13 protein-coding genes are annotated in these 22,772 nt (G+C 49.7%); all 13 read left to right on the top strand.

Annotated elements, in window-relative coordinates; translation table 11 throughout:
- The first annotated feature begins 15 nt into the window (after nucleotides 1-15).
- Nucleotides 16-1,743 (top strand): DUF4397 domain-containing protein, encoded by a 1,728-nt coding sequence (locus tag BUB18_RS21795; RefSeq protein ID WP_073085141.1) that lies wholly within the window; start codon nucleotides 16-18, stop codon nucleotides 1,741-1,743.
- Between the two features lie 5 nt (nucleotides 1,744-1,748).
- The gene (locus tag BUB18_RS21790) at nucleotides 1,749-2,924 is read left to right on the top strand and encodes a hypothetical protein (RefSeq protein ID WP_143160042.1); all 1,176 of its coding nucleotides are present in this window, start codon (nucleotides 1,749-1,751) and stop codon (nucleotides 2,922-2,924) included.
- Nucleotides 2,925-2,944: 20 nt separating this feature from the next.
- The gene (locus BUB18_RS21785) at nucleotides 2,945-4,018 is read left to right on the top strand and encodes a fasciclin domain-containing protein (protein ID WP_073085137.1); all 1,074 of its coding nucleotides are present in this window, start codon (nucleotides 2,945-2,947) and stop codon (nucleotides 4,016-4,018) included.
- 4 nt (nucleotides 4,019-4,022) lie between these two features.
- On the top strand, nucleotides 4,023-5,255 hold the full coding sequence (locus BUB18_RS21780; protein ID WP_073085135.1) for a fasciclin domain-containing protein: 1,233 nt from the start codon (nucleotides 4,023-4,025) through the stop codon (nucleotides 5,253-5,255).
- A complete protein-coding gene (locus BUB18_RS21775; protein WP_083550506.1) occupies nucleotides 5,255-6,250 on the top strand; it encodes a fasciclin domain-containing protein in 996 nt (331 codons plus the stop codon). Before BUB18_RS21780 ends, BUB18_RS21775 begins: the two co-directional genes overlap by 1 nt.
- Before the next feature lie 27 nt (nucleotides 6,251-6,277).
- On the top strand, nucleotides 6,278-9,538 hold the full coding sequence (locus BUB18_RS21770; protein WP_073085132.1) for a TonB-dependent receptor: 3,261 nt from the start codon (nucleotides 6,278-6,280) through the stop codon (nucleotides 9,536-9,538).
- A gap of 12 nt (nucleotides 9,539-9,550) precedes the next feature.
- Nucleotides 9,551-11,740 (top strand): IPT/TIG domain-containing protein, encoded by a 2,190-nt coding sequence (locus BUB18_RS21765; protein ID WP_073085129.1) that lies wholly within the window; start codon nucleotides 9,551-9,553, stop codon nucleotides 11,738-11,740.
- Between the two features lie 287 nt (nucleotides 11,741-12,027).
- Complete coding sequence (locus tag BUB18_RS21760) at nucleotides 12,028-13,476, top strand: alpha/beta hydrolase family protein (protein ID WP_083550503.1); 1,449 nt, start codon at nucleotides 12,028-12,030, stop codon at nucleotides 13,474-13,476.
- A gap of 252 nt (nucleotides 13,477-13,728) precedes the next feature.
- On the top strand, nucleotides 13,729-15,798 hold the full coding sequence (locus BUB18_RS21755) for a carboxy terminal-processing peptidase (protein WP_073085125.1): 2,070 nt from the start codon (nucleotides 13,729-13,731) through the stop codon (nucleotides 15,796-15,798).
- A 68-nt stretch (nucleotides 15,799-15,866) separates the two neighbouring features.
- Nucleotides 15,867-16,409, top strand: a complete 543-nt coding sequence (locus BUB18_RS21750) for an RNA polymerase sigma-70 factor (protein ID WP_073085123.1) — start codon at nucleotides 15,867-15,869, stop codon at nucleotides 16,407-16,409.
- 55 nt (nucleotides 16,410-16,464) lie between these two features.
- A complete protein-coding gene (locus BUB18_RS21745; protein ID WP_073085121.1) occupies nucleotides 16,465-17,589 on the top strand; it encodes a FecR family protein in 1,125 nt (374 codons plus the stop codon).
- A gap of 85 nt (nucleotides 17,590-17,674) precedes the next feature.
- Nucleotides 17,675-21,241, top strand: coding sequence for a SusC/RagA family TonB-linked outer membrane protein (locus BUB18_RS21740; protein ID WP_083550498.1), 3,567 nt, complete (start codon nucleotides 17,675-17,677; stop codon nucleotides 21,239-21,241).
- A 24-nt stretch (nucleotides 21,242-21,265) separates the two neighbouring features.
- Nucleotides 21,266-22,771, top strand: a complete 1,506-nt coding sequence (locus BUB18_RS21735) for a RagB/SusD family nutrient uptake outer membrane protein (protein WP_073085117.1) — start codon at nucleotides 21,266-21,268, stop codon at nucleotides 22,769-22,771.
- Nucleotide 22,772 lies beyond the last annotated feature (1 nt).

Below are 22,772 nucleotides of genomic sequence, written 5' to 3'. Positions count from 1 at the left end.
CTAAAAAGGGAAGATATGTTTTATAAATGTTTTGCCGCAGGCATGCTCTTGTTAGCCGGTTGCATGCTGTCGTGCAAAAAGGAAAAGGTGAATTACTCCTACGACAACCGCCCGGATACCACGGTAAGCGGCAACTCTACCATCCGGTTAGTGAACCTGGTAGCCAATAACCAGCTGTCGCTGAACGGGGATAGTCTTACCGGCTACCTCGCCTTAAACCCGCTACCCGGTGGTGGCGAGCCACTATACCCCGGCACCTACTGGTTTCCGGCCAATGGTAAATTGGGTACCACCTTCACTATTCCACGCCAGTTCCTCACCACGGGCAAAGCCATGGTGAGTAGCGATTACCTTGCATACCAGAGCCTGCGCGATTCCATCGGATTTGAAGTGACGGAAATATACAGCCAGCCGAAGGACTATTACATGCTGAAAAGTTTGCCTTATACTGCTGCAGCAGTAACGCGCGTGGTAGAAGTGCCGCGTGAAGTGACCGCTCCTTCGAAAGCAGGCTATTTCAAAATACGGCTGGTAAACTTTGCTGACCAGGTAGCAGCCAGTAATAATGCTGAAAATTTAGCGGTACCACTTACCCTGGTGTTTGCCGATGGTACGAAGGTAAGCACTGCGACCACTGATGTGCAAACTCGCAGCTGGTCGTCATATGTAGAGCTGCCTTATGGTACCTACCAGTTCAAAGTGCTCACGCCATCAGGTACGGAAGTAAGCAGCATTCCTGGCAACAACCTGGAGCAGACCAACCTGGTGGACCCGGCCACGTCTACGCTGGTAAAACCTGCTACCGGCTTTCCCAATGCTGTAAGCACAGGACTTACCTACGCCCCGGTAAAAACTTACCAGGCAGGCGGCGTATACACCATCGTAGTAGGGGTTACCAAAATGACCGCACCTTATGTGTATGGTACACCCGGTGAATCGTTTCCGTTTTATCAAAACGCATTTCGTGTAATCGCTGACGTTAGTGAACCAGTCAATAATGAATATTACCGCCTGCAGGCCGTACAAGCCGATCCGGATGAGGCAAAGGTCACCTTTGTTGTAAACGGCGTCCAGCTCGGTAATGCGGGGTATGGTACCAGTACGGCCTACGGCGTATATGTGACGGGTAAAACCACCGTGGACGCGGTAAACGCCGCAGGGAATGTAATAGCATCTGCCCAACAACAACTGATGCCAGGCATGAATTACACGGCCTGGTTATACAAAAACGCCGCGGGTAAGGCGGTGCTAACACTGGTGAATAATAACCTGAGTGGCAGCTGGTATGAGGTGGGTACAGGCAATAGTGGACAGGATGGTACTTATAACCGCCTGCTGCATGAATATCCTTTTAATATCCGTTTCCTCAATCTGTGCAGCGACTTACCATACGTGAGTTTTACACTGGATAATGGTCAACCCGCAGGCTCCGAAACCGGCACCCGCAACCTGCAGCCGGGCGTAGCAGCAACAGAACTGCCCTATGCCCGCTTTAACCAGGTGCATCCTGCCTACCAGATACTGGCGTATAAATCAGGTCCCGGCGTATACCCGGGCACGTGGTTGTCCGCTGTACCTGTTTTAAAAAGCACGGACTTCATCACACGCCCGGATGCCTATACCCGCCCGGTAAAACCGGTGCAGGAGCCTGGCATCTATACGGTAGCACTGATTGGTCAGTTAAACGGCAGTCTGCCGGAAGCGAAGAAAGCAAAAATGATCATCATTAAACACACGAAGTAATAGTTATGACCAAGATAATGCATCTCCTGGCCGCCTGTGCACTGTTATGGGGTTTCAGCTCCTGCAGCAAGGTGGAATATACGGAGATAGAAAAGCCCGCCTACCTGCGGGTGTTCAATGACCTGAACCTGAAGATAGGATTGGAGAATAAAGATGAAGACAGACCCTATCTCTGCATGCTGATAGATCCGGAAATCAATAAGGATGGTGTGCCTGTATCCGCTGCACTGAAAGGCGACTACCTGGATCAGCGCGATCCTTACGCTCCTCCTTATCCATCACACATCGGCAGCAGTACCCGTAAAAATAATCCCGAGTATCCGGGCAAAGAAAATGTGCTCGTAGGGCCGGTGTTAAACGGATTCGATTTGTCGGGCTGGGCACAGGTACCCTCCGGCAAACACCGCGTGGTATTCTATTACCGGCCTATGAACGATATTCCCTTTTTTGACCTGGAGCCTGCCGTGCGCAGCAAGAAGGTGGTAGACACAGTGATCGACCTGGGCGTGCAGGAAGTATATACCATGCATGTACTGCAAAGCAATTTCGTAACACAGGAAAAGGGCATTGTATTACGAACGGAAAACTTTCATAAGCTGCCATTGTCCGACTCCCTGGTGTACATCAACTTTTACAACTACAGTGCCGACGGCTTCTGGCAGGCGGATATAAACCTGAAGAAGAACCAGTACACTTCCGGTGTAATGCAATATGGTGTACGCGATGAAATGAACATCTGGTTGTCGCTCTGCAAACCGGGAGGTGTTAAAACCATTCCCGGCTACCGGTTTGCCTACCTTGGGCAACTCAGGAGGAATACAGGCAACCAGGTGTCGCCGTATTACAGCTTTCCGCTGTTTGCCGACAGTGCTTCCAATCACATTGTAACGGACATCTGGCAGCGTATTACCTTACTGGCACCTGGTATTGATCCGGAACAAAATCCCTACCCTGATTATTACGCGGTTACCGATGGAGGTTATGGGCTGGTGGCCTGCTATGGTAACGGCAGCCCGCAGGATTTCCAAAGAGGGGCGCTGTATCTGCCGGGCATGATTGTCAATATCCATTCCGGTAATTATAATCCACGCTCCTTTGCGACAGTGAACACGATTGAGATTGTTAACGGTAACGCCTATCTCACCACCATTCAGCGTAAGTACGCCCCACCTGTTTATTAATTGCTCAAAAAGTAAAAACAATGTTTACATATATCAGATCCTGCATGCTGCTTGCCTTGCTGCCGCTGGCTTTCACCGCCTGCAAGCATGATGAACTGGTGATGCCCGATCAAAAGGAATCGTACAGGCTGGCAGGTGACTTTATAAAAAACAACTACGATTTGTCGCTGTTTAATGCCGCCATGGAATACACCGGACTGGCAGCGGAGATGAACGGCCCGGGGCCGTATACGCTGTTGGTGCCCGGTAATACCGCCTTTAATGAGCTGGGTATTACCCGTGCCTCCGATTTTCTGCGATTGAATAAGGATAGTCTGAAAGCCGCGCTGCAATATCATATCCTTACCCGCCGGCTGCCTGCTTCGGCAATTCCTGCTAACGGTGTGGATATACGCTATGGCAATATGGCCGGCAGGGAAGTATATCTGACCTATGCCAGCTTCCCGGTGGACTATCCGCAGTTTCCACAAAACCAGCTGTTTATTAACGGCTCCTATGCCGTGAAAAAAGATGTGGTGCTGGCCAATGGCGTGTTGTATGTGCTGGATAAAGTGATGAAGTATACACCAGGTACGGTGCAGGACTGGCTGGCCGCCAGGGCGGAGTATAGCGTGTTTGTAGCTGCGCTCAAACAATTTGGTTTGTGGGGAGATATGAGTGCCGCCGGTTCCATGACGGTTTTTGCTCCGGATAATGAAGCGATGAAAAGAGCGGGGATCACCATGGAATCTCTTAAAGCTTTAACACCGGAGCGATATATCGGTGCACGATTATTCGGCATATACCTGCTTCGGAATAAACGCTTTTTCCTGACTGATTTCCCCGCGTTTGCCATCATTTACGGCACTACAGGCGTGGAACTTTCGATTGAAGGAGACGTGTATAATTATACCCTTAACGCTACAAAAAATTTCGGCCAGCTGGCACCTGCGGAGTTCACCTTTGGTTATAAAGATCCTGCGCGTCCTGTACTGGGAGTGATACGTACTGTAAGCAGCAACACCTCCCGCCTTACGGATAACCTGACCGATAACGGCATTGTGCATGACATGCCGGGATTAGTGATCCTGCCGGAAGAGGCGCAAAAAAAATAATGATATGAGAAACTTACTATTTTCTACGCTCGCTTTACTGCTGCTGATGACTGCCTGCCGGAAAGAAGAATTCCAGCAACCACCACACGGGGAGCCTGTACCTTATACCGATACTGCGCGGTATGACCTGCCAACGCTGCTCGGTATGAGCGGTTATAAATTGTTTAATGCAGCGTGGCAAAAGAGCACTGTTAATACCCGGCTGGCAAAAGAAGGAAAGAACATGCGGTTTACCATCATGGCGCCTGACGATGCGGCCATGACCGCTGCGGGCTACACGCGTGAAGTAATTGCCGCAGCAACTACAGCGCACCTCGATTCGCTGGTCTGCTTCCACATTATTACAGAATACATTGATACCACAGCTTTACGTGGGCAATTAGGCAGTGTGCGCCGTACAACAATGCTGAAAGATGCAGTGCTTATTGAAAGTATTGTAAAACCCGGTTCCAGTGTGCCGATGATGGAACATTATACCTACAAACAATTCCTGGGTATGACCGCAGATGGCAGCTTGCTGGTGAACGGAAAAAATACAGGCAAACACACACCACTGTACGCCACCAATGGCATCATCTGGCCGGTAAATCAATTACTGAAACGCCCAACGGAAAGTACGCTCGATTTCCTGCGCCGCGATCCGCGCTTCACCATATTTGCCGCGCTGATACAGCAAACCAATGACATCTGGGAAACGGAAGGTATGGGATATTTTCCAAGGACCAGCTTTTCCGGCCTGGGCCCGACAGGAGGGAACGAAATCAGCAGCAATGCTTTTTTTGCACCTACTGATGAGGCTTTCAAAAAGGCGGGATTTAATTCAGTAGAAGATCTCATGGCCCTAAACGCACGATCCATGCCTTATCTGGACTGGGATTATTTTGAAATGATCAATGGCTTCGTTACTGATTCACTGCTGGCCTTTCACGAATGGGGCCGTATGTATACGCCCACTGAGCCTGCCTATGGCGCCGGCTATGGTGCCCCGGCAATGTTTTTTTCCAATGACCTGGATAACCGCATCATCGGTAAGTTTGACCTGACCACCAGCAGTGGTGGCAGGGTACCACCTTATACTATGCCGCTGAACTTTGGTAACAGCGGTGGAAAAATCACCGTGCAGGTAAAAGGTAGCAGTCATCCTGGTGCTGCGATTGAAGAGGCAGATATCATGACCTTCCAGGGACCTGTGCATGTGATGGAAAACCTGATTCTTTCCGATAAAGTTAAGTACTGATGAAAAAGTATAACATTCATATAAAAATACTGGCTGCCTGTGGCATGTTGTTGCTGACAGCGGCATGCTCCAAAGAAGAGGCCGCGGCGCCGAAAGACGGAAACCGGATCGTGCAGGTGCTGGCGGATAACTTCAACCTCACCATGATGAACACGGTGGTGTCGCGCTCCAATCTGCGTACGGACCTGAATACGCCGGGGCCATTTACCCTCTTCGCACCGTCGGACGAGGCCTTTGTGAAATCAGGCTATATCAATGTGGTAGCTGTGCTGGGAGCCAGCTCCGGGCTGATCACGTCCCTGGGTGCTTATCATACCGTAGAAGGTACTTACGACCTGAATAAACTCCCGTTTCTCTTTAACCAGGAAATTACTTCCAGGGGCGGCAAGCTGTTTGTAACCCGCTGGGTGAAAGGGCAGGATACCATACTGACCATTAACGGAAGCCGTTTGCTGTCGTCTTCTATCACTGCTTCCAATGGCCGGGTACAGGTCATCGATCGCATGCTGCAACCCTATCTCCATGAAAATATAGGAGATGCCATAGCCGCAGAAACTGCACTCACCCTTTTCTGGCAGGCCGTGCAACGGGCAGGGATGACGGATCAGCTCAAAGGCAAAGGTCCTTTTACTATATATGCACCAAACAATGACGCGATGATAGCCAGCGGCTATGCCACGCTGGAAGCTATCAACGCCGCTCCTGTTGCAGCCATCACCGCATTGGTGAAATACCACGTAGTGGCTGACCGCCGCTTTGTAAACGATTATATCCTTACTACCGCCACCGGAAAAACCACTACCACGCAGGGGATGAGCGATCATAATTCCATTACGGTATCACTCACGCCTAACCCGCAGCAGCCTGGCGCTTTCACCGGCATCACGCTCCGGGGGATCGGCAATACAACGGATGTGAAACTGGTAAAACAGGATATTATCTCTGGCAACGGCGTGCTGCATATCACGGACCAGGTGCTGCGCATCACCCAATAATCATCAAAGTTACTCAAGCTATCAGACATGCAAGTTTTTACGTTTAAGCATATACGCTTCTTTTTACTGTTGCTGCTACTGCCATTTGCAGTGCTGGCACAGGAAACAGGCGGCGGCCTTATCGGCAGGGTGCAATCAGCCACAGGAGAGGCCCTGCCCGGGGTGACGGTAATAGCCGTGCACGGCCCTTCAGGCACTAAGTATCCCATCATCACCGATAATAGTGGGCGCTACCGCATTAATGGCATGCGCATCGGCGGTCCTTATAGCATTACCGCCACTATGATGGGCATGCAAACACAAACCATTGATAATATTACCGTGAAGCTGGGCGAGCCGCAGCTGCTGAACATCACGCTTGCCGATCAAAGCACAAAGCTGGGTGAGGTGGTTGTAAAAGGAACAAAGGCCGGCCCGCGAGCCAACAGCTACGGCGCAGGCCAGCATATCAGCAAACAACAGCTCAACAACATGCCCACCGTGAACCGCAGCCTGCAGGATATTACCCGTATGGTACCACAGGCTTCTAAAGACAACAGCTTTGGCGGCTCCAGCTTCCGGTATAATAACGTGACCATCGACGGTGCCATCAACAACGACGCCATCGGTTTCAGTCCCTCCAACGGTGGCCAGAGCGGTACCAGCGGCCAACCCGGCAGCAGCACGCGCACCAATCCCGTATCATTGGATGCCATCGAAGATATGCAGGTATACCTCGCCCCTTATGATGTGAAGATCGGTAACTTCACCGGCGGCAGCGTAAACGCAGTTACCCGCAGCGGTACCAATACCCTCACAGGCTCCGTATATGCCTACGGCCGTAACGCCGCCATTACAGGAAAAGATAAGGCAGGCACACTCGGTAAAATGGACAGCGATTTCCAGGACTTCCAGGCAGGTATTCGCCTCGGCTTTCCGCTCATCAAAAACAAACTATTCTTCTTCACCAACGAAGAAATTACACGCCGTACAGAACCCGCACAGCTGATGGCCGGCAAGGCAGAAACCGCGCAGATCCTCAGTGCTGACGATGCCGATGCGATCCGCAATGAAACCATCCGTCGTTATGGGAATATCTTCGACCCCGGTACTGCCGGCAGTTATAACACCAGCTCCAGGTCCAATAAATTCTTTAACCGCCTGGACTGGAATATCAACGATCGCCATCAGCTCTCTGTACGCAATAATACGATTCAGTCCAGCGCCATCCATATGGACCGCGACCAGCAGGATTTCCGCTTCAGCAGCATGGCGTTTAAACAAACGAATAACCAGAGCAGCACCGTAGCGGAGTGGAAGAGTCGCTTCAGCAACGCTGTAAGTAACAGCCTGGTAGCCGGTTTCAGCGTAGTGAAAGATTTCCGCGATCCGCTCAGTGATCCATCCCTGCCACAGGTACAGATCATGGGCCGCACCCCCGGTACCACCATCTATCTGGGCACCGACCGCGAAGCAGCCATCTTCAATATGAAACAACGTACCATCGAAATCAGTGATAATCTCACCTATACAAAAGGTAAACATACCTGGTTGTTTGGTACACATCATGAGCTATATCACATCGACTATGGCTTTGTAAACAGCTGGAACGGAAGGGTAGATTATCTCAGCATCGAAGACTACCTGAACAATACGCCGTACCGCGTGCGTGGGAGCTACAACTACACCAACAATAACCGTGATTATATACTCGCTAATCCCGGAGCGGTGTTTAATATCAACCTCCACAGTGTATACATACAGGATGAAATCCAGGTAACAGATAAGCTGAAAGTGATGCCTGGCCTGCGTGCGGACTATAGCTGGCTGCCGGAAAAACCCGTGCTGAGTGAGAAGGTGATCAATTCCCCCGCTGACCCATATTTCGGGACTACTTATACCTATACTCCGTTGAGCCGTGTACGTAACCAGTTTTTTGATAAGGTGAAGTTATCGCCGCGGTTGGGCTTCCGCTACGACTGGCTGGGCGATCAAAGCCTGATTCTCCGTGGCGGTGCCGGCCTGTTTACCGGGCGTATTCCTTTCGCATGGCTGGCCTATGCATACTACAACAACGGCATCGGTTACGGTTCCTTTGATCAGCGTGCGGACCAGAAGCCTTTTGCTGCCGGTACGGACGCTATAAAACCCGGGCCGGAAGGCATCGCTGGTTTTATCAGAGATAATGGTACCATCATCAATAATCCTAATGCCGGTAAAACGCAGGTGGACCTGGTAGACAACGGTTTTTCCATGCCGCAGGTGCTGCGTGCCAGTATGGCCGCAGATTACACAACTGCTGATCAATGGAAATTTACTGCTGAAGGGATCATTACCAGGGTGCTGAAAGACGTATTTTTTCAACAGGTAAACATCACTGACAACCCGCAGTATTACGGTTACGATAAAAATAGACAGCAGCCAGTTTATGCCGGCAGTATTAATCCTGCTTTTTCAAATGCTTACCTGCTGAGTAATACCAACAAAGGATACAGGTATAGTATAACCGGTACCGTTAGTAAAACGTGGCAGAGCGGACTGTATGCAAATGTGGCGTATACTTTCGGGGAAAGTAAAGATGTGTTTAACGGTATCCGCAACTCCATGGAAAGTAACTGGCAGTTGAACCAGGCACTGAGCCCTAATGATGCGGCGCTGGCATATTCTAATTTTGATGTGCGGCATCGTATAATCGTTAACGTTACTTACCGCAGGCATTGGAGTAAAGTGCTGGTAACCACGCTGGGCCTGTTTGGAACAGCGCAGTCGGGCAGTCCGTTTACCTACGGCATTGTTAATAACAGTGTGCAGGGGTTACCGCAGCAGGTGAGCCTGGCATATATCCCTGCCGCAACAGAGGCCGTGAAGTTTTTCCGCGATGCAGACGGGCAATCGGCCGCTGACCAGGCTGCCGCGTTCAACGCTTATGTGGAAAGCAATGCTTACCTGCGTACCAGGAGGGGCATGTTCACGGAAAGGAATATGGGCCGTACGCCGTGGAATATCCAGGGCGATCTGCACTTTGCCCAGGAATTCCATATCCCGTCGCTTAAAACGCATTACCTCACGCTTACGGCGGATATTACCAACTTCACCAACATGCTGAATGGCAACTGGGGGCGCCAGTACTTTTCGCCCAATACCTTCAACAGTACTGCCAGTGTGGGTTTAACGCCAGCATTGTATCCGCCGGCACAAGGTAAGGAAGGGTACCCGGTATACAACTTCGCTCATCCGGGTAAACCATACAGTGTGGATTATTTCGGTAGCCGGTACCAGATGCAGTTAGGCGTACGCTATACATTTTAACAATCACGACAGATGAAAAAGATAATTACCTATTTGATTAGCTTCCTGCTGCTGGCAGCCATCGGCATGATGGAGGCCTGCAGGAAAAATGATCCGCCGATGGCGAAGCCACTGGCCGTGAATAGTTTTTACCCCAACAGCGGTAATGCCGGTACGCTGGTAACCCTGCTGGGCAGTGGTTTCCCGGCTGATGGTAAAGTGATGTTCGGGGACAGGGTGGCCGAAGTACTGAATCATAACGATACATCGATGGTAGTACGTGCACCTGAAAACGGGCAAACCGGCAAATTGACCTTAGTAACCACCGATAAAACCATTGAAGTGGGAACCTATACCTACCAGCAATTGAGTGTCCGTAGTTTTTTCCCTTCCAATGGCCCCGCCGGCATGCATATACGTATCAGCGGGGAAGGTTTCGGCAATACAACTTCTCCTGCTGCAGTTACCATCAATGGGGTGAGCGCAACGGTTGTAAGCGTGAGCGATACCCTGATTGTGGCCGAAGTGCCGGAGGATGCCAGTAGCGGTCCTTTAACCGTGGTAGTAGACGGAAAGAGTTCTTCCGGCGCCATGTTCCGCTTCCAGGCAATTAAAGCCATCAAACCCCTTACTGGCGGCCCGGGCACGAAAGTCGTTATTAACGGTTCTGGTTTTGAAGCCGCGCCGGCCGGCAATCTGGTGGATTTCAACGGTAAGCCCGCGGAGGTATTGGAAGCTACTGAAAGCAGGCTGGTGGTACTGGCCCCTGCTGATATTACCACGGGTCCTTTATCCGTTACCGTTAGCGGACAAAAAATACCTGGTCCTGCCTTTACCATTGTGCCTTCCCCGATCATTGAAGTGGTTACCCCGCTGAGTGGTCCAAAGGGATTGGAAATGAGTATTTCAGGGTTAAACTTCAGTAAGGAAGCGGATGAAAACATCGTAACCATAAATGGTACAGTAGTGCCGGTGAAAACAGCTACTGCTACCAGGCTTACTTTAGTGCTGCCGGGTGGTACCGGCGATGGAAAGGTAGTGTTGGCAGTGAATGATCAAAAGGTGGATGGGCCGCATTTTAAGGACCAGAACCTGGGCATTGTGCAGGTAATGCCGGCTACCGGTCTCGCAGGTACAAAAGTAACTATTACCGGCGCCGGTTTCAGCACTGTGGCGGCAGAAAACATAGTCACCTTTAATGGCATTCCGGCAACGGTGGAAAGCGCCACGGAAACCTCGCTGGTAGTAACTACGCCGGCAGCCCTGACCACCGGTGCCCTGGTGGTGCGGCGTGCCGCACTGGAAGCACACGCACCGGCGGAGTTTTTGCGTGCGGGCGTGCAAACCATCTACGGTGGCCCTGGCACAGGTAGTTTTATTTCTTTCTATGCAACAGGCATTGCAGTGGACTCCAAAGGAAATATTTATGTGTCCAGTCGCGGTGACGGTACCATCCGTAAAATTACCCAGGATGGCCAGGTGTCCGTATATGCAGGTATACCTAACGTAATGGGTACCAAAAACGGAACTCGGGCGGAGGCTACTTTCGGCGCGATCAACAGCATTGCGATAGATGCCGCTGATAACATGTATGTGTCCGACCAATACACTACGCCGGTGATCCGTAAAATTACGCCGGATGGGATGGTGAGCACATTTATAGGCAGTGGGCTCACGTATTCGGGCAAGCTGTTTCTCAACAAAGCCGGCGAAGTATATATCACCCAAATGTACCAGGGGATGCTGAAAGTTTATGCCAGCGGTGCCACTGAAAAGCTGTTTAATTTAACAGTATCGGATGTTTGTCAGCCAGCAATTGACGCGGCAGGGAATATCTATTTTATGAACGACGATTATAACTCCTACCTCTCGCGGCTAGCAGCAGGAGGGGGCTACACTACGGATTACCTTGGCAGTTCAGATATGGGGCATGTGGATGGTACCCGTGCAACGGCGCGGTTCCAGTATGGCATCGGAGGCCTGCTGATGGATAAGGACAATAACATGCTGATCCTTGACAGGTGGAACTATGCCATCCGTAAGTACAATTTACTGAGCGGAGAGGTGTCCACCATGATGAAGGCTGGCAATGGCTTTGCGGACGGTAGCTTTGACCAGGCGAAGTTTTCTTCCAATACTGCCGGCTTTGCGATGGATAAAGAAGGGAGTATTTATATTCTTGATATCAACAACGCAGCAGTGCGTAAGGTATTCTTACGATAATAAAAACCTGGAATCTTAGCATTATACATTCGATGAAACGGTGCCCCGTCTGTTCTCAGGCGGGGTTTTTATTGCCACCCATTGTGGTACAGGGCGTATTTTTTCATAACGTGGATGAATATAGGAAAACTCCGACACATATAACAGCAGCTGGCTGGGATTTGGGGAGATATCAGGGCTGCTGGGGATCGTAAAATCGTGAAATCCTGATTTTTTAGCAGTGGCAGGTTTTTGATAATTTAGGGAGAAATTAGTGATTACATTCCTTAACCCTTCGATCCCATAGTATGACTACACGATTTTCTGGTTTTTTCAGGCAGACGTTAGTGCTGCTCCTATGTCAATTATCCGTGATGGCCGCTTTCGCCCAGCAATACACCGGCAGCTGGTATGGAACGCTCGCCACTCCTTTTCAAAAAATGGTGCTGGTGTATCATATAACGGCGGATGCTTCCGGTAACTTATCGGCCACTATGGACAGTCCTGATCAGAAAGCCTTTGGCATTAAGATGGACACGGCCTATGTGGCAAATGATTCTCTCCATATTAATTTTAAAAGAGCAGGCATTACTTATGCTGCCGCGCTGGTAAACGATACGGCGTTGCACGGCCGCTTTTTCCAGGGGGCAGCATTACCCCTGAACATGACACATGATAAGCTGGAGGCGGCCGCACCGCGCGCCCGGCCCCAAACGCCCAAGCCCCCGTATAGCTATAACGTGGTCGATACTACGTACTATAATGCGGATAAATCCATCCGCTTTGGCGCCACGCTCACTTATCCCAAAGAAAATAAGCGCTATCCCGTGCTGCTGATGATTACCGGCAGCGGCCAGCAGGATCGCGATGAGGAATTGTTTGATCACAGGCCTTTCGCCATCATTGCGGATTATCTTACTAAACAGGGATATGCCGTTCTCCGGGTAGACGACAGGGGAGCAGGGAAATCCACCGGCCAGTTCAAAGACGCAACCTCGGCCGATTTTGCCAAAGATGTACAGGCGGGTATCGCCTTCCTGAAAACGCTGCCGGTGGTAGACCCGAAGAAAATAATTCTGGCCGGACATAGCGAAGGTGGCTGCATTGCCGCCATGATAGCGGCGGAATCAAAAGAGGTGGCCTATGTGATATCTCTGGCAGGCGTAGGTGTGAGCGGCCGGGACCTGATCGTTCAGCAGGGCGTGGATATGAGGCGCGCCGCCGGAAATACCTCTGCATCCGATCTGATACTCATCGAAACAGCACTGCGGAGTATGGCCAATACAGTGGTTGCAGAGCCGGACCCGGCTAAGGGCCTGGCCAAAATTACAGCAGATTCCAAAGCCTTTGAAAAAACGATCCCGGATACCACACTAACACGCCTATATCAAAATACTGATTCCGCCACGCGCGCAAAAAATCTGGAAGCTTCTGTAAATCGTTTTTATGATCCCTGGTTCCGTTTTCTTATCACCCGCAACTTCCCGGACTACTGGAAAAAAATCACCGTGCCTATCCTGGCGATCAACGGTGATAAGGATGTGCAGGTGGCAGCGGAGCCTAACCTTACGGCTATACGCAAAGCTGCGGAAAGCAACGGCAACAAACGGGTAACCACCGTGAGCCTGCCAGGATTAAACCACCTGTTCCAGCATTGTAAAACCTGTACTACGCAGGAGTATGCGCAGCTGGAGGAGTCGCTGGCACCTGAGTTGCTGGAGCAGCTGCGGGTGTGGCTTGCAGCAAATGTGAAATAGTGAAATATTCCATTAAGTTACCCGATCAGGGTGGAGACCTTCGGTCTCCACCCTGATCGTTTAATGGTCCGCCTTCGGCGGACCATTAAACGATCTTAACCAACAAAACATAATCCTTTGCGATCTTAAAAAGCCTTACGCGCCTTCGCGAGAAAAAAAGATAAACTCACCTTCACCCTTTTTCCGCACCCAATTGCCAATATGTTATACATAGATCCCACCGCGGGGGTTTCTATACTAAATATGACAAATATGACAATTGCAAAATACTGCTGCTATCTGCCGATACTGCTCATGAGCTATACGGCCATAGCAGGTGAAAATACCGACCCACAGAAAGAATTAAACCGTAAAAACACCATACGGTTGGTGATGAACCGCATCAAAAATGAGCACTACGCCCCAAAAACGGTGAACGATCAGTTCTCCCAAAGGATCTGGCAGCAATACCTGAAGGTGATTGATGCTAATAAAAATACGCTCCTCCAGGAGGATGTAGATGCGCTGCGTAAATATGAAACTCTCATCGACGATCAGCTGACTTCCCAATCCCTGGAATATTTCAATGCCGCATACACCATACAGGCAAACCGACTTGCCGAATTACAGGTGCTGTATCGCACCCTGCTTGCCCGGCCTGTTAATTTCAGCAAAAAAGAAACCGTTGCCCCCACCAGAACAATGGCATCTTTCCCAAAAAATGAAAAAGAACGTGCAGAAATATGGCGCAAATCCATGAAGTATGAAGTGCTGAAAAAGATGCTGGATATCCAGCGCCAGGATAGTACCAAATCTGATGTGGAAACGGAAGCCGCCGCTCGCAAAGCCGTGCTGGCCAATATGGACGGACTCTTTAAAACCCTCTTAAGCACCACCGCTGCGGATGATCGCTTTGCGGCCTTCCTTAATACTGTGGCCATGGAAATGGACCCGCATACGTCCTTTATGGCACCCATCGATGCATCGCTGCGGGAAAGCATGATGACGCACCGCTATTTCGGACTGGGTATGGAACTCACTGCACAGGATGGTGATGTAGTGATTAAACGTGTACTGCCCGGCGGTACGGCCGATCTCAGCGGACTACTCCATGCGGATGATCGCATCCTGGAACTGAGTGACGATAACGGCAAAATGATAAACGTAGCAGGCATGAGCATCACAGAGGCTTCCCGCCTGATACGCGGCCCGCTCAACTCCATCGTGAAAATGCGCGTGCGCAAAGCTTCCGGCGAAGTAAAACAGGTAGAAGTTAAAAGAGGAGAAATTAAGGAAGACGCTAATGCCGCCAGGAGCGCAGTGGTAGTTGAAGGCACAAAAAAAATAGGCTATATCCAACTATCGGAATTCTACCTCGATGCTAAAAATATCAACGGAGTGCGTTGCGCCCGCGACGTGGCCATGGAAGTATTGAAACTGAAGGAACAGGGAGTAAACGGTATGGTGATTGACCTGCGCGGCAACCCCGGTGGCTCGCTGGATGAAGTAGTAGCCATGACAGGCCTGTTCGTGAAATCAGGACCCGTAGTGCTGGGCAAAGGCAGGGATAAAATTGAATCCTATACTATCAATAATAACGGCGAAACGCTTTATGATGGCCCGCTGGCGGTAATGGTGGATGAAAGCAGTGCATCCGCATCCGAAATATTTTCTGCCGCCATCCAGGATTATAAAAGGGGTATTGTAGTGGGGAGTCCCACCTCATACGGCAAAGGTACCATGCAGGTAACCTATCCGATGGGTAAGCTGGGTGATAGTGCCAGGGGTATTGCCAACATCAACTACGGCAGCATGGCGCTTACCATCAAGAAATTTTACCGTATCAACGGCACTACCACCCAGCTGGGCGGGGTAGTTCCAGACGTAATTTTCCCAAGTAAAAAAATATATGCAAAAATCAGGGAGAGGGATTTCGAATCCGCGATGCCGGCAGATACCATACCAGCCGCACGTTTCCAGCCATACACCAACACAGCGCTCCTGCAGCAAACCATTCGGCAGGCCAATGAAAAAATTGCCCGTGACAGTAATTATCAACAACTCAGGTATCATGTAGAATGGCTGCATAGCCAGGAAAATCAGCCTATCAACCTGGAAAAGGGTCTTTTCAGGAAACAGTTGCAGGAAAGCCACCAGCATGAACTGGCCATTGATAGCGCTCTTACTTTATCACCCGATCACCAACTTAGTATGCAGGGAACTGCGGATGACAAATTACCGGCCGAAAAACGCGCACGGTACCAGGACTGGCTAAAGGCCTGTGCCCGGGACAGGCAACTGGCCGAAACGGTGCAGATGCTGACCGGAATGGCAAAAAATTAGGTCTGGCACATTGATTATCCGGTTTTTACGCTATTTTGTGTTGATAATTTTACGGGTGCCAACGCGATATGTATCAACCAAACTCTATAGAGCCGGCTTCTTTTGAAGAACTTTTTCGTAGCCACTATTCTATATTGTGCGCCACAGCTTATTTTGTATTGAAAGATGAAGATGCAGCAAAAGATATGGTGCAGGACTTTTTCATGTACTGCTGGGATAAGCGCAATATTATCCAGATCACACAAAATTTTAGAAGTTATGCAACCAGAGCTGTTCGTAATGCCAGTTTAAACTACTTAAAGAAAAACGGTAAAGTAGTATTCAATGACCCTTCCGATTCTATGGATCAGGCACCAGATTTGGTGGACGACCGGGAACTGGAAGAGCAACGCCATGCTGCCCTTTGGGCAGCTATTGGCCGTTTGCCGGAGCAGCGCCGCCGCATTTTTTTAATGAGCAACCGCGACGAGCTGTCGTACAACGACGTAGCCGGCAAACTGAATATTTCTGTCAATACCGTTAAAACACAAATCAAACTGGCCTATCAATTCCTGCGAAAAGAATGTGAATGGATGTTCATCTACATCCTCTTCCTGATTTTTTTTAAATAAAGAAGATTTTTGATTCACCCTTTTTCAGACTTGAATTGCCTTAATTCATATCAGTATGAATACACCAGATCAGGATATCAATTGGGATAAGGTTTTGGCCGCCCTCACCGATGGAGATACCAGCCATCTTACAGCCGCGGAGCAAGCCACTTATCTCGAAGCATTACAAATGAAGCAGCTCACAAAGTCGGAGGAACGATTTTCTACCGAAGAGGGCTGGCAAAAACACATCGCCAACAGGCAACAACAGGGATTAAAAGTACGCTGGCGCCGGCAACTGGCCGTAGCCGCTACTTTGCTTGTATTGCTGGGTGCCGCAGGTACCTGGTGGGCACTCCATCAAACCAAACCGGCTGGTAAACCGGGGATGCTGGCACAGGCCACCTTGCCGCCTGCTGCCGGTGTGCAGATAAAAATGGGTAATGGCCAGTCGGTAACGCTGGACAGTACCGGAAAGGTTACCCGGCTGGCCAACGGTACCACCGTGCAGCTCAACCAGTCCAACGTAATCCGGTTCAGTGTAGGCAGCACTGTTACTGTGCAGCTGGATACCCTGGTAGTACCAAGGGGTAATAAAGCACATATTGTTTTGGGAGATGGTAGCCATGTATGGCTCAACGCCGATTCGCGACTGGTATACCCCAACGTATTCACCGGCTCCGCCAGGCGGGTATCGGTAAGCGGAGAGGCATTTTTTGAGGTAGCACCTAACGCGCAGCAGGCATTTGAAGTGGCCGCAGGCCCGGTAAACGTAACCGTGCTGGGAACATCTTTTAACATCAATAATTATAATACCACTATTCATACTACACTGGTAACAGGAAAGGTAAGTACAGGTGCCGCCGGTAATAAACTGGTGCTCACACCAGGCCAGCAGGCACAGTACAACACCCAAACGAACCAACAGCAACGCATCTCCGTAGATGCACGGATCTATACTGCCTGGAAAGATGGCGATGTTTATTTTGAAGAAGCCGCACTGGGAAATATCCTGCAACAGCTGGGCCGCAGCTTTGATTATAACTTTACCTGCAAAGAGCCTGCCCTGATGCAACTCCTGCTTACGCTGGACATGCGCCAGCCAGCCACCCTGCAACAGGTGCTGGATCAAATCACCCGGATCACCGGAACAGTGCAGTTCCGTATTGAAGGTAGAAATATTGAAGTATTTAGAAAATAAGTGAATAAAGAGAATTATTTAGAAAACGTGGCATCGGTATACCGCTATCAGCTGGTGACTGTTTAACCAACTAATATCAATCAAGATGAAAACAATGAAGGGCACACCCTCGTTCAGGAGGGCAGTGCAGGGCTATGCTATGCCATTGCTGCTGCTATTTTTACTGCTGTTTACCACGGTAACGGCAAGCGCCTGGCAGTCGGATGTACTGGCTAAAAAAGTGACTTACCAGTCAAAGGATTTGCCACTATCCACCGTGTTAAAGCAGATCCGCGATATCACCAAGGTGCGCTTTACCTACGATATTGGCCTGATTCGTAAAGGACCCTCTGTTACAGTAGACCACAAAAACGGCACGCTGGGAGAATTGTTAAAAAAAGTACTGATGAACTCCGGACTTGAGTTTATGGAAGACTTTGGAGGGATCGTCATCTACCCGCATATTAGTGCCTCGGTAGATGTGCAGGTAGGCTTTTACATACAGGGGCAGGTGATAAACGCAGCAGGAATGCCACTGGAAGGCGTGTCCATTGCTGCCTCTGGCAAGTCGATGGGCACCACCACACAGGCCGACGGTATGTTTGGCATGGTAGTAAACGAAAAACAACCCGTGCGCTTTTCACAGGTGGGTATGAAAACGGTTGTACGCACCTTCTCTTCGGCCAACAATAGCACGTTGTTCAGAATAGTGATGGATACTGCCGTTCAGGAAATACAGGAAGTGGTAGTAAACGGGTATCAGAAAATCGATGCCCGTATGTCTACTGCTTCTGTATTTAAACTGGATGCGGCTGAAGTACTAAACCCGGGCATGCCCAGCATAGATCAAATGCTACAGGGTAAAGTGCCGGGATTGCTGGCCATGAATAATTCGGGTAGTGTAAACGCACGCCCCACCATCCGCATCCGCGGTACCTCCACCTTTGTAGGTAATGCCAGCCCTTTATGGGTAATAGATAATGTGGTGCGCCCTGATCCGGTTAACCTCTCCGCCACGCAGCTGAACAACGTGGTTACTGACGCACAATCGGGTGATTTTTCTATGATTGGCAGCGCTGTAAGCGGCCTGAATCCCTACGATGTGGAAAGTATCACCTTTCTTAAAGATGCTGCTGCCACCGCTATTTACGGCGTGCGCGCTGCCAACGGGGTGATTGTGGTGACCACCAAAAAAGGAAAGGCCGGACCCATGCGCGTGTCCTATAACAGCAACTATGGCTTCCGCCAACGGCCGGACTTCACGAAAATGAATCTCATGAACTCCGCCGAAAGGATTGAACTATCCCGTCAGCTCATGGAGGATGGACTCCCGCACAAAACGCTCAGTAATTTCCTGAACGAACCGTATTCCTATGAAGGCCTGTACATGGCGATGAATGCGAAGAAAATCACCGAAGCGGAATTCAATACCGCCGTGCAAAAGCTGCAAACCAATAATACGGACTGGTTTAAGGTGCTGTATCAGAACCAGCTGTCCACGACTCAATCCATCAGTATGAGCGGTGGCGCCGGTAAAACAACTTACTATACTTCCTTCTCCTATTCCAGCAACAAAGGCCTGCCAAAAAATGACAGGCTCACCAGGTATACCGCCGACATTGGCATGCACACAGAAGGAGGGAAGCGCCTGGAACTGGATGTACGCCTAATGGGTAACTTCAATAAGAACCAAGGTTATTATCCCACTGTGCAGCCGCAAACCTATGCGCTCAGCACCAGCAGAGCGCTTACACCAGACCTGGCCTATGCACTGTCCTCTTCCACTATCATCAAACATCCGATACCAGGGCCTATTACTTTTAATATGCTCAACGAAATTGCCAATACGGAAAATACCAGCAGCGTACGATCCATGGTCGGGAATATAAATGTCAGGTATAAGATATTACCCCGCCTGTTTCTGAGAAGTACCGTCAACGCGGTGCTGGATAACAGCGAAAGCTTTATGGCTGCATATGAAAACAGCTATTACATTTCCGCCATGCGTGGCTGGAACCTGGGGTATACACCTACTGCCCGGCAGGTAAATGAATCTAAAATTCCTTATGGTGGTATTGCCAATATTGCTACCAATTTCTCCTCTACCATCACGAATACCAACATGCTGGATTATTCGCTGGGTTTATTTAAAGAGAGAGATCAGCTGGCACTGATGGTAGGAACCGAGGCGCGTTCCACACAGCTGAAGATGAATAAAACTACGCAGCCAGGCTACTTTCCGGACAGAGGACAAACTTTTTCTCCTTCCTTTCCCAGCCTCAACCAGCTGATGAGTTACAGCATTACCAACTCCTTAAACAATGTTTTTTCGGTGATGGCCACCGCCGCCTACAGCCTGAAAGGAAAATATGTATTCAGCGCTACGGCAAGGTCTGACGGCTCCAACCGATTCGGTCAATATTCGAATGCTAAATTTTTACCTAACTACGGCTTATCCGGGAGATGGGATCTTTCCAGCGAAAAATGGTTACAAACCAGTCGCCTCGTGAGCGGATTAACGCTCCGCGGTTCCTATGGTTCCCAGGGAAACGTGGTGGATGCAGTAGGACCTGAGCTCATCGCTTCCTATCCTGCAAACGGGTCCATCAACCAGATCACCGGCTTCCCCTTTCTTAATATCAAGTCATTGCCTTACCCATCCCTGCGCTGGGAAAAAACACACCAGTTTAACGCAGGACTGGATGTATCCCTGTTCGACAGAAGAGTAAATGTGAATACAGATTATTACATTAAAAGAAGCCGCGATCTGATTATGGCACGTACCATTGCCGCAGAATACGGCATTACGACGATGTATAAAAACGAGGGAAGGCTTATTAACAGCGGTATTGAATTGACTGTAAACGTAGAGGTGATCCGGAAGAAAAACTTAAATCTCTCCCTGACCTTTATTAACAGTAAGAACACTAATAAAATAGGCGATAACGATTTCAGTAACGACTACCGGAGCTACTTTAACGGTACAGCAAACGTGCCTGGACGGGCCATCAGTGGTTTTTACTCATATAAATACATGGGCCTTTCCCATGAAAATGGTTTGCCATTGTTTGATAACCTGACAGACAAAGATCCTAAGGTCGATAATCCTACCTCCTGGCTCGTGTATTCAGGACAGTTACAGCCTATCATGAATGGTAGCTTCTCTGTGGCCGCCAGGTATAAGCAGTTGTCGATGTACGCTACTTTCGCCTATGCATTTGGCAGCCATAAACGTTTGGATCCGTTGTTTCTCAATAAAACCAATGACGGGGTGCCACCACCATTCGGCAATGCCAACAGGGTGCTGCTGGAGCGCTGGCGCAAACCCGGCGATGAGGCACATACCAATATCCCGGCGCTCGTGGATCAAACCACCGCCAAGGCTTACCTGGGGCTGAATGACAACCCTTATAGCGCCTACACCAATTCAGATTTCAGAGCAGTACGTAACGACTTTGTACGTTGTCCTAACCTAAATCTGAATTATTCTTTCCCGTTGCCGGTGGTAAAGCGTATGGGTGTGAACGGACTTAGCTGTGGCGTATTTGTATCCAATGTATTTACCATTGCCAGCAAAGCCCTGAATGGGCAGGATCCGGAAACTGAGGGTGTTGGCACCACTGCGTTGCCTATCGCACGCCAATATGGTTTAAACCTCTCGCTGAATTTATAATGCAGATCCATTAAATCTATTTTTATGAAGAAATTATATCTGTTGGCTTTTGCAGTGATCCCGTTTGTTGGATGTAAAAAATTTCTGGAAGAGCGGTCGCAGTACGAGATAATACCAAAAACTACCAAGCAGTTTAGCGAGATATTATATACGGAAGGCATGCCAGGCGCAAATACCCGCCTACAGCCGTACCTGACCCTGATGGATGATGATGTGCAGGCATTCAACGGCGAGAACCTGCCTTCTGATGCTGACCTGACCAATAGTGCCCCTGCCTACCAATGGCAGCCGGACTTTATTGAATTAAGCAAAAGTAGCGGAGGTTCGGTGGTATCAAATGGCATGGACTCCTGGAGTACCTACTATAAGCTATTGCTGGGTGCAAACGTGGCTATTCAGTCCCTGGACGGTTCACAGGGAGATCTGAAGGATAAGATACAGTTTAAAGGGGAAGCATTCGCTGCCCGTGCATTTTATCATTTTATGCTGGTGAACCTGTTTGCGATGCCTTACAATGATTCCACCACCACGCCGGATAAGCTGCAGGGTATACCGTTGCGACTGGATGCGAATTTGTCGGACGACAGTCCGCAGAGAAGCAGCGTGAAAGCAGTATACGACCAGGTGATAGCAGACCTGGACTCTTCCATCCAATTGCTGGAGCAGCAAAAGCTGAAACTGCCCACGTTTCGGATGTCGTACCTGGGTGCGGAATTACTGGCATCCCGCGTAAACCTGTATATGGAGAAATGGAATAAAGTAATTGAGCATGCAAGTGTGGTGATAAATCGTCATCCACAATTGCAGGACTTTACACAATGGAATCCGATTCCGGACCCGAATGCCCCGGCAGTGCTGCCGTTTATTTCACCCGATAATCCCGAAACCATCTGGTACTTTGGCAGCGTATACGAACAGCAGCCGGCCGGCATGTCAGTGGCATACGATGTTTCATTCGACTATATTTCCATATTAGAACCTGGTGACCTCCGTGGACAGCAAACATATATTGGAGAGGTGCCGGAGATTTTCAAACCCTATGCACTTACACCGTATTATCAGTTGAAAAATGTGGGTACTTCTCCGCAAATGATGATGGGCTGCGCATGGCGCAGTGCCGAAGCCTACCTGAACCGCGCAGAAGCATATATACAATTGTACCGCACCACTGGTAATACCGAAGCGGCGCAAAAAGGACTGGATGATTTAAATAAGCTCCGCGCCTCCCGCTGGGATAAAACCAAATTCGTACCATGGACCATTCGGCCGGCGGATGAGCTGCTGCAAATGTGCCGCCTCGAAAGAAGAAGAGAGCTGTTCATGGAATGCGGTCACCGCTGGTTCGATCTTCGCAGATACGGTATGCCGGCCATCACGCACTCTTATATGCCTACAAAAACTACAACGGAATATTATCAGTTGAAAAAACGTGATCCGCAATATGTCATTCCTATCGCCAATGAAGTATTGGAAAAAAACAGGTCGCTGGGTCAAAATGTAACCATCGGTTCCAGACGTATGCCTAACTAAT

This window comes from Chitinophaga jiangningensis, assembly GCF_900142605.1.
In the GTDB taxonomy this organism is placed as follows: Bacteria; Bacteroidota; Bacteroidia; order Chitinophagales; family Chitinophagaceae; genus Chitinophaga; species Chitinophaga jiangningensis.
Note: the sequence above shows the minus strand (reverse complement) of the source record. Positions and strands in the feature narration are given on the sequence as shown.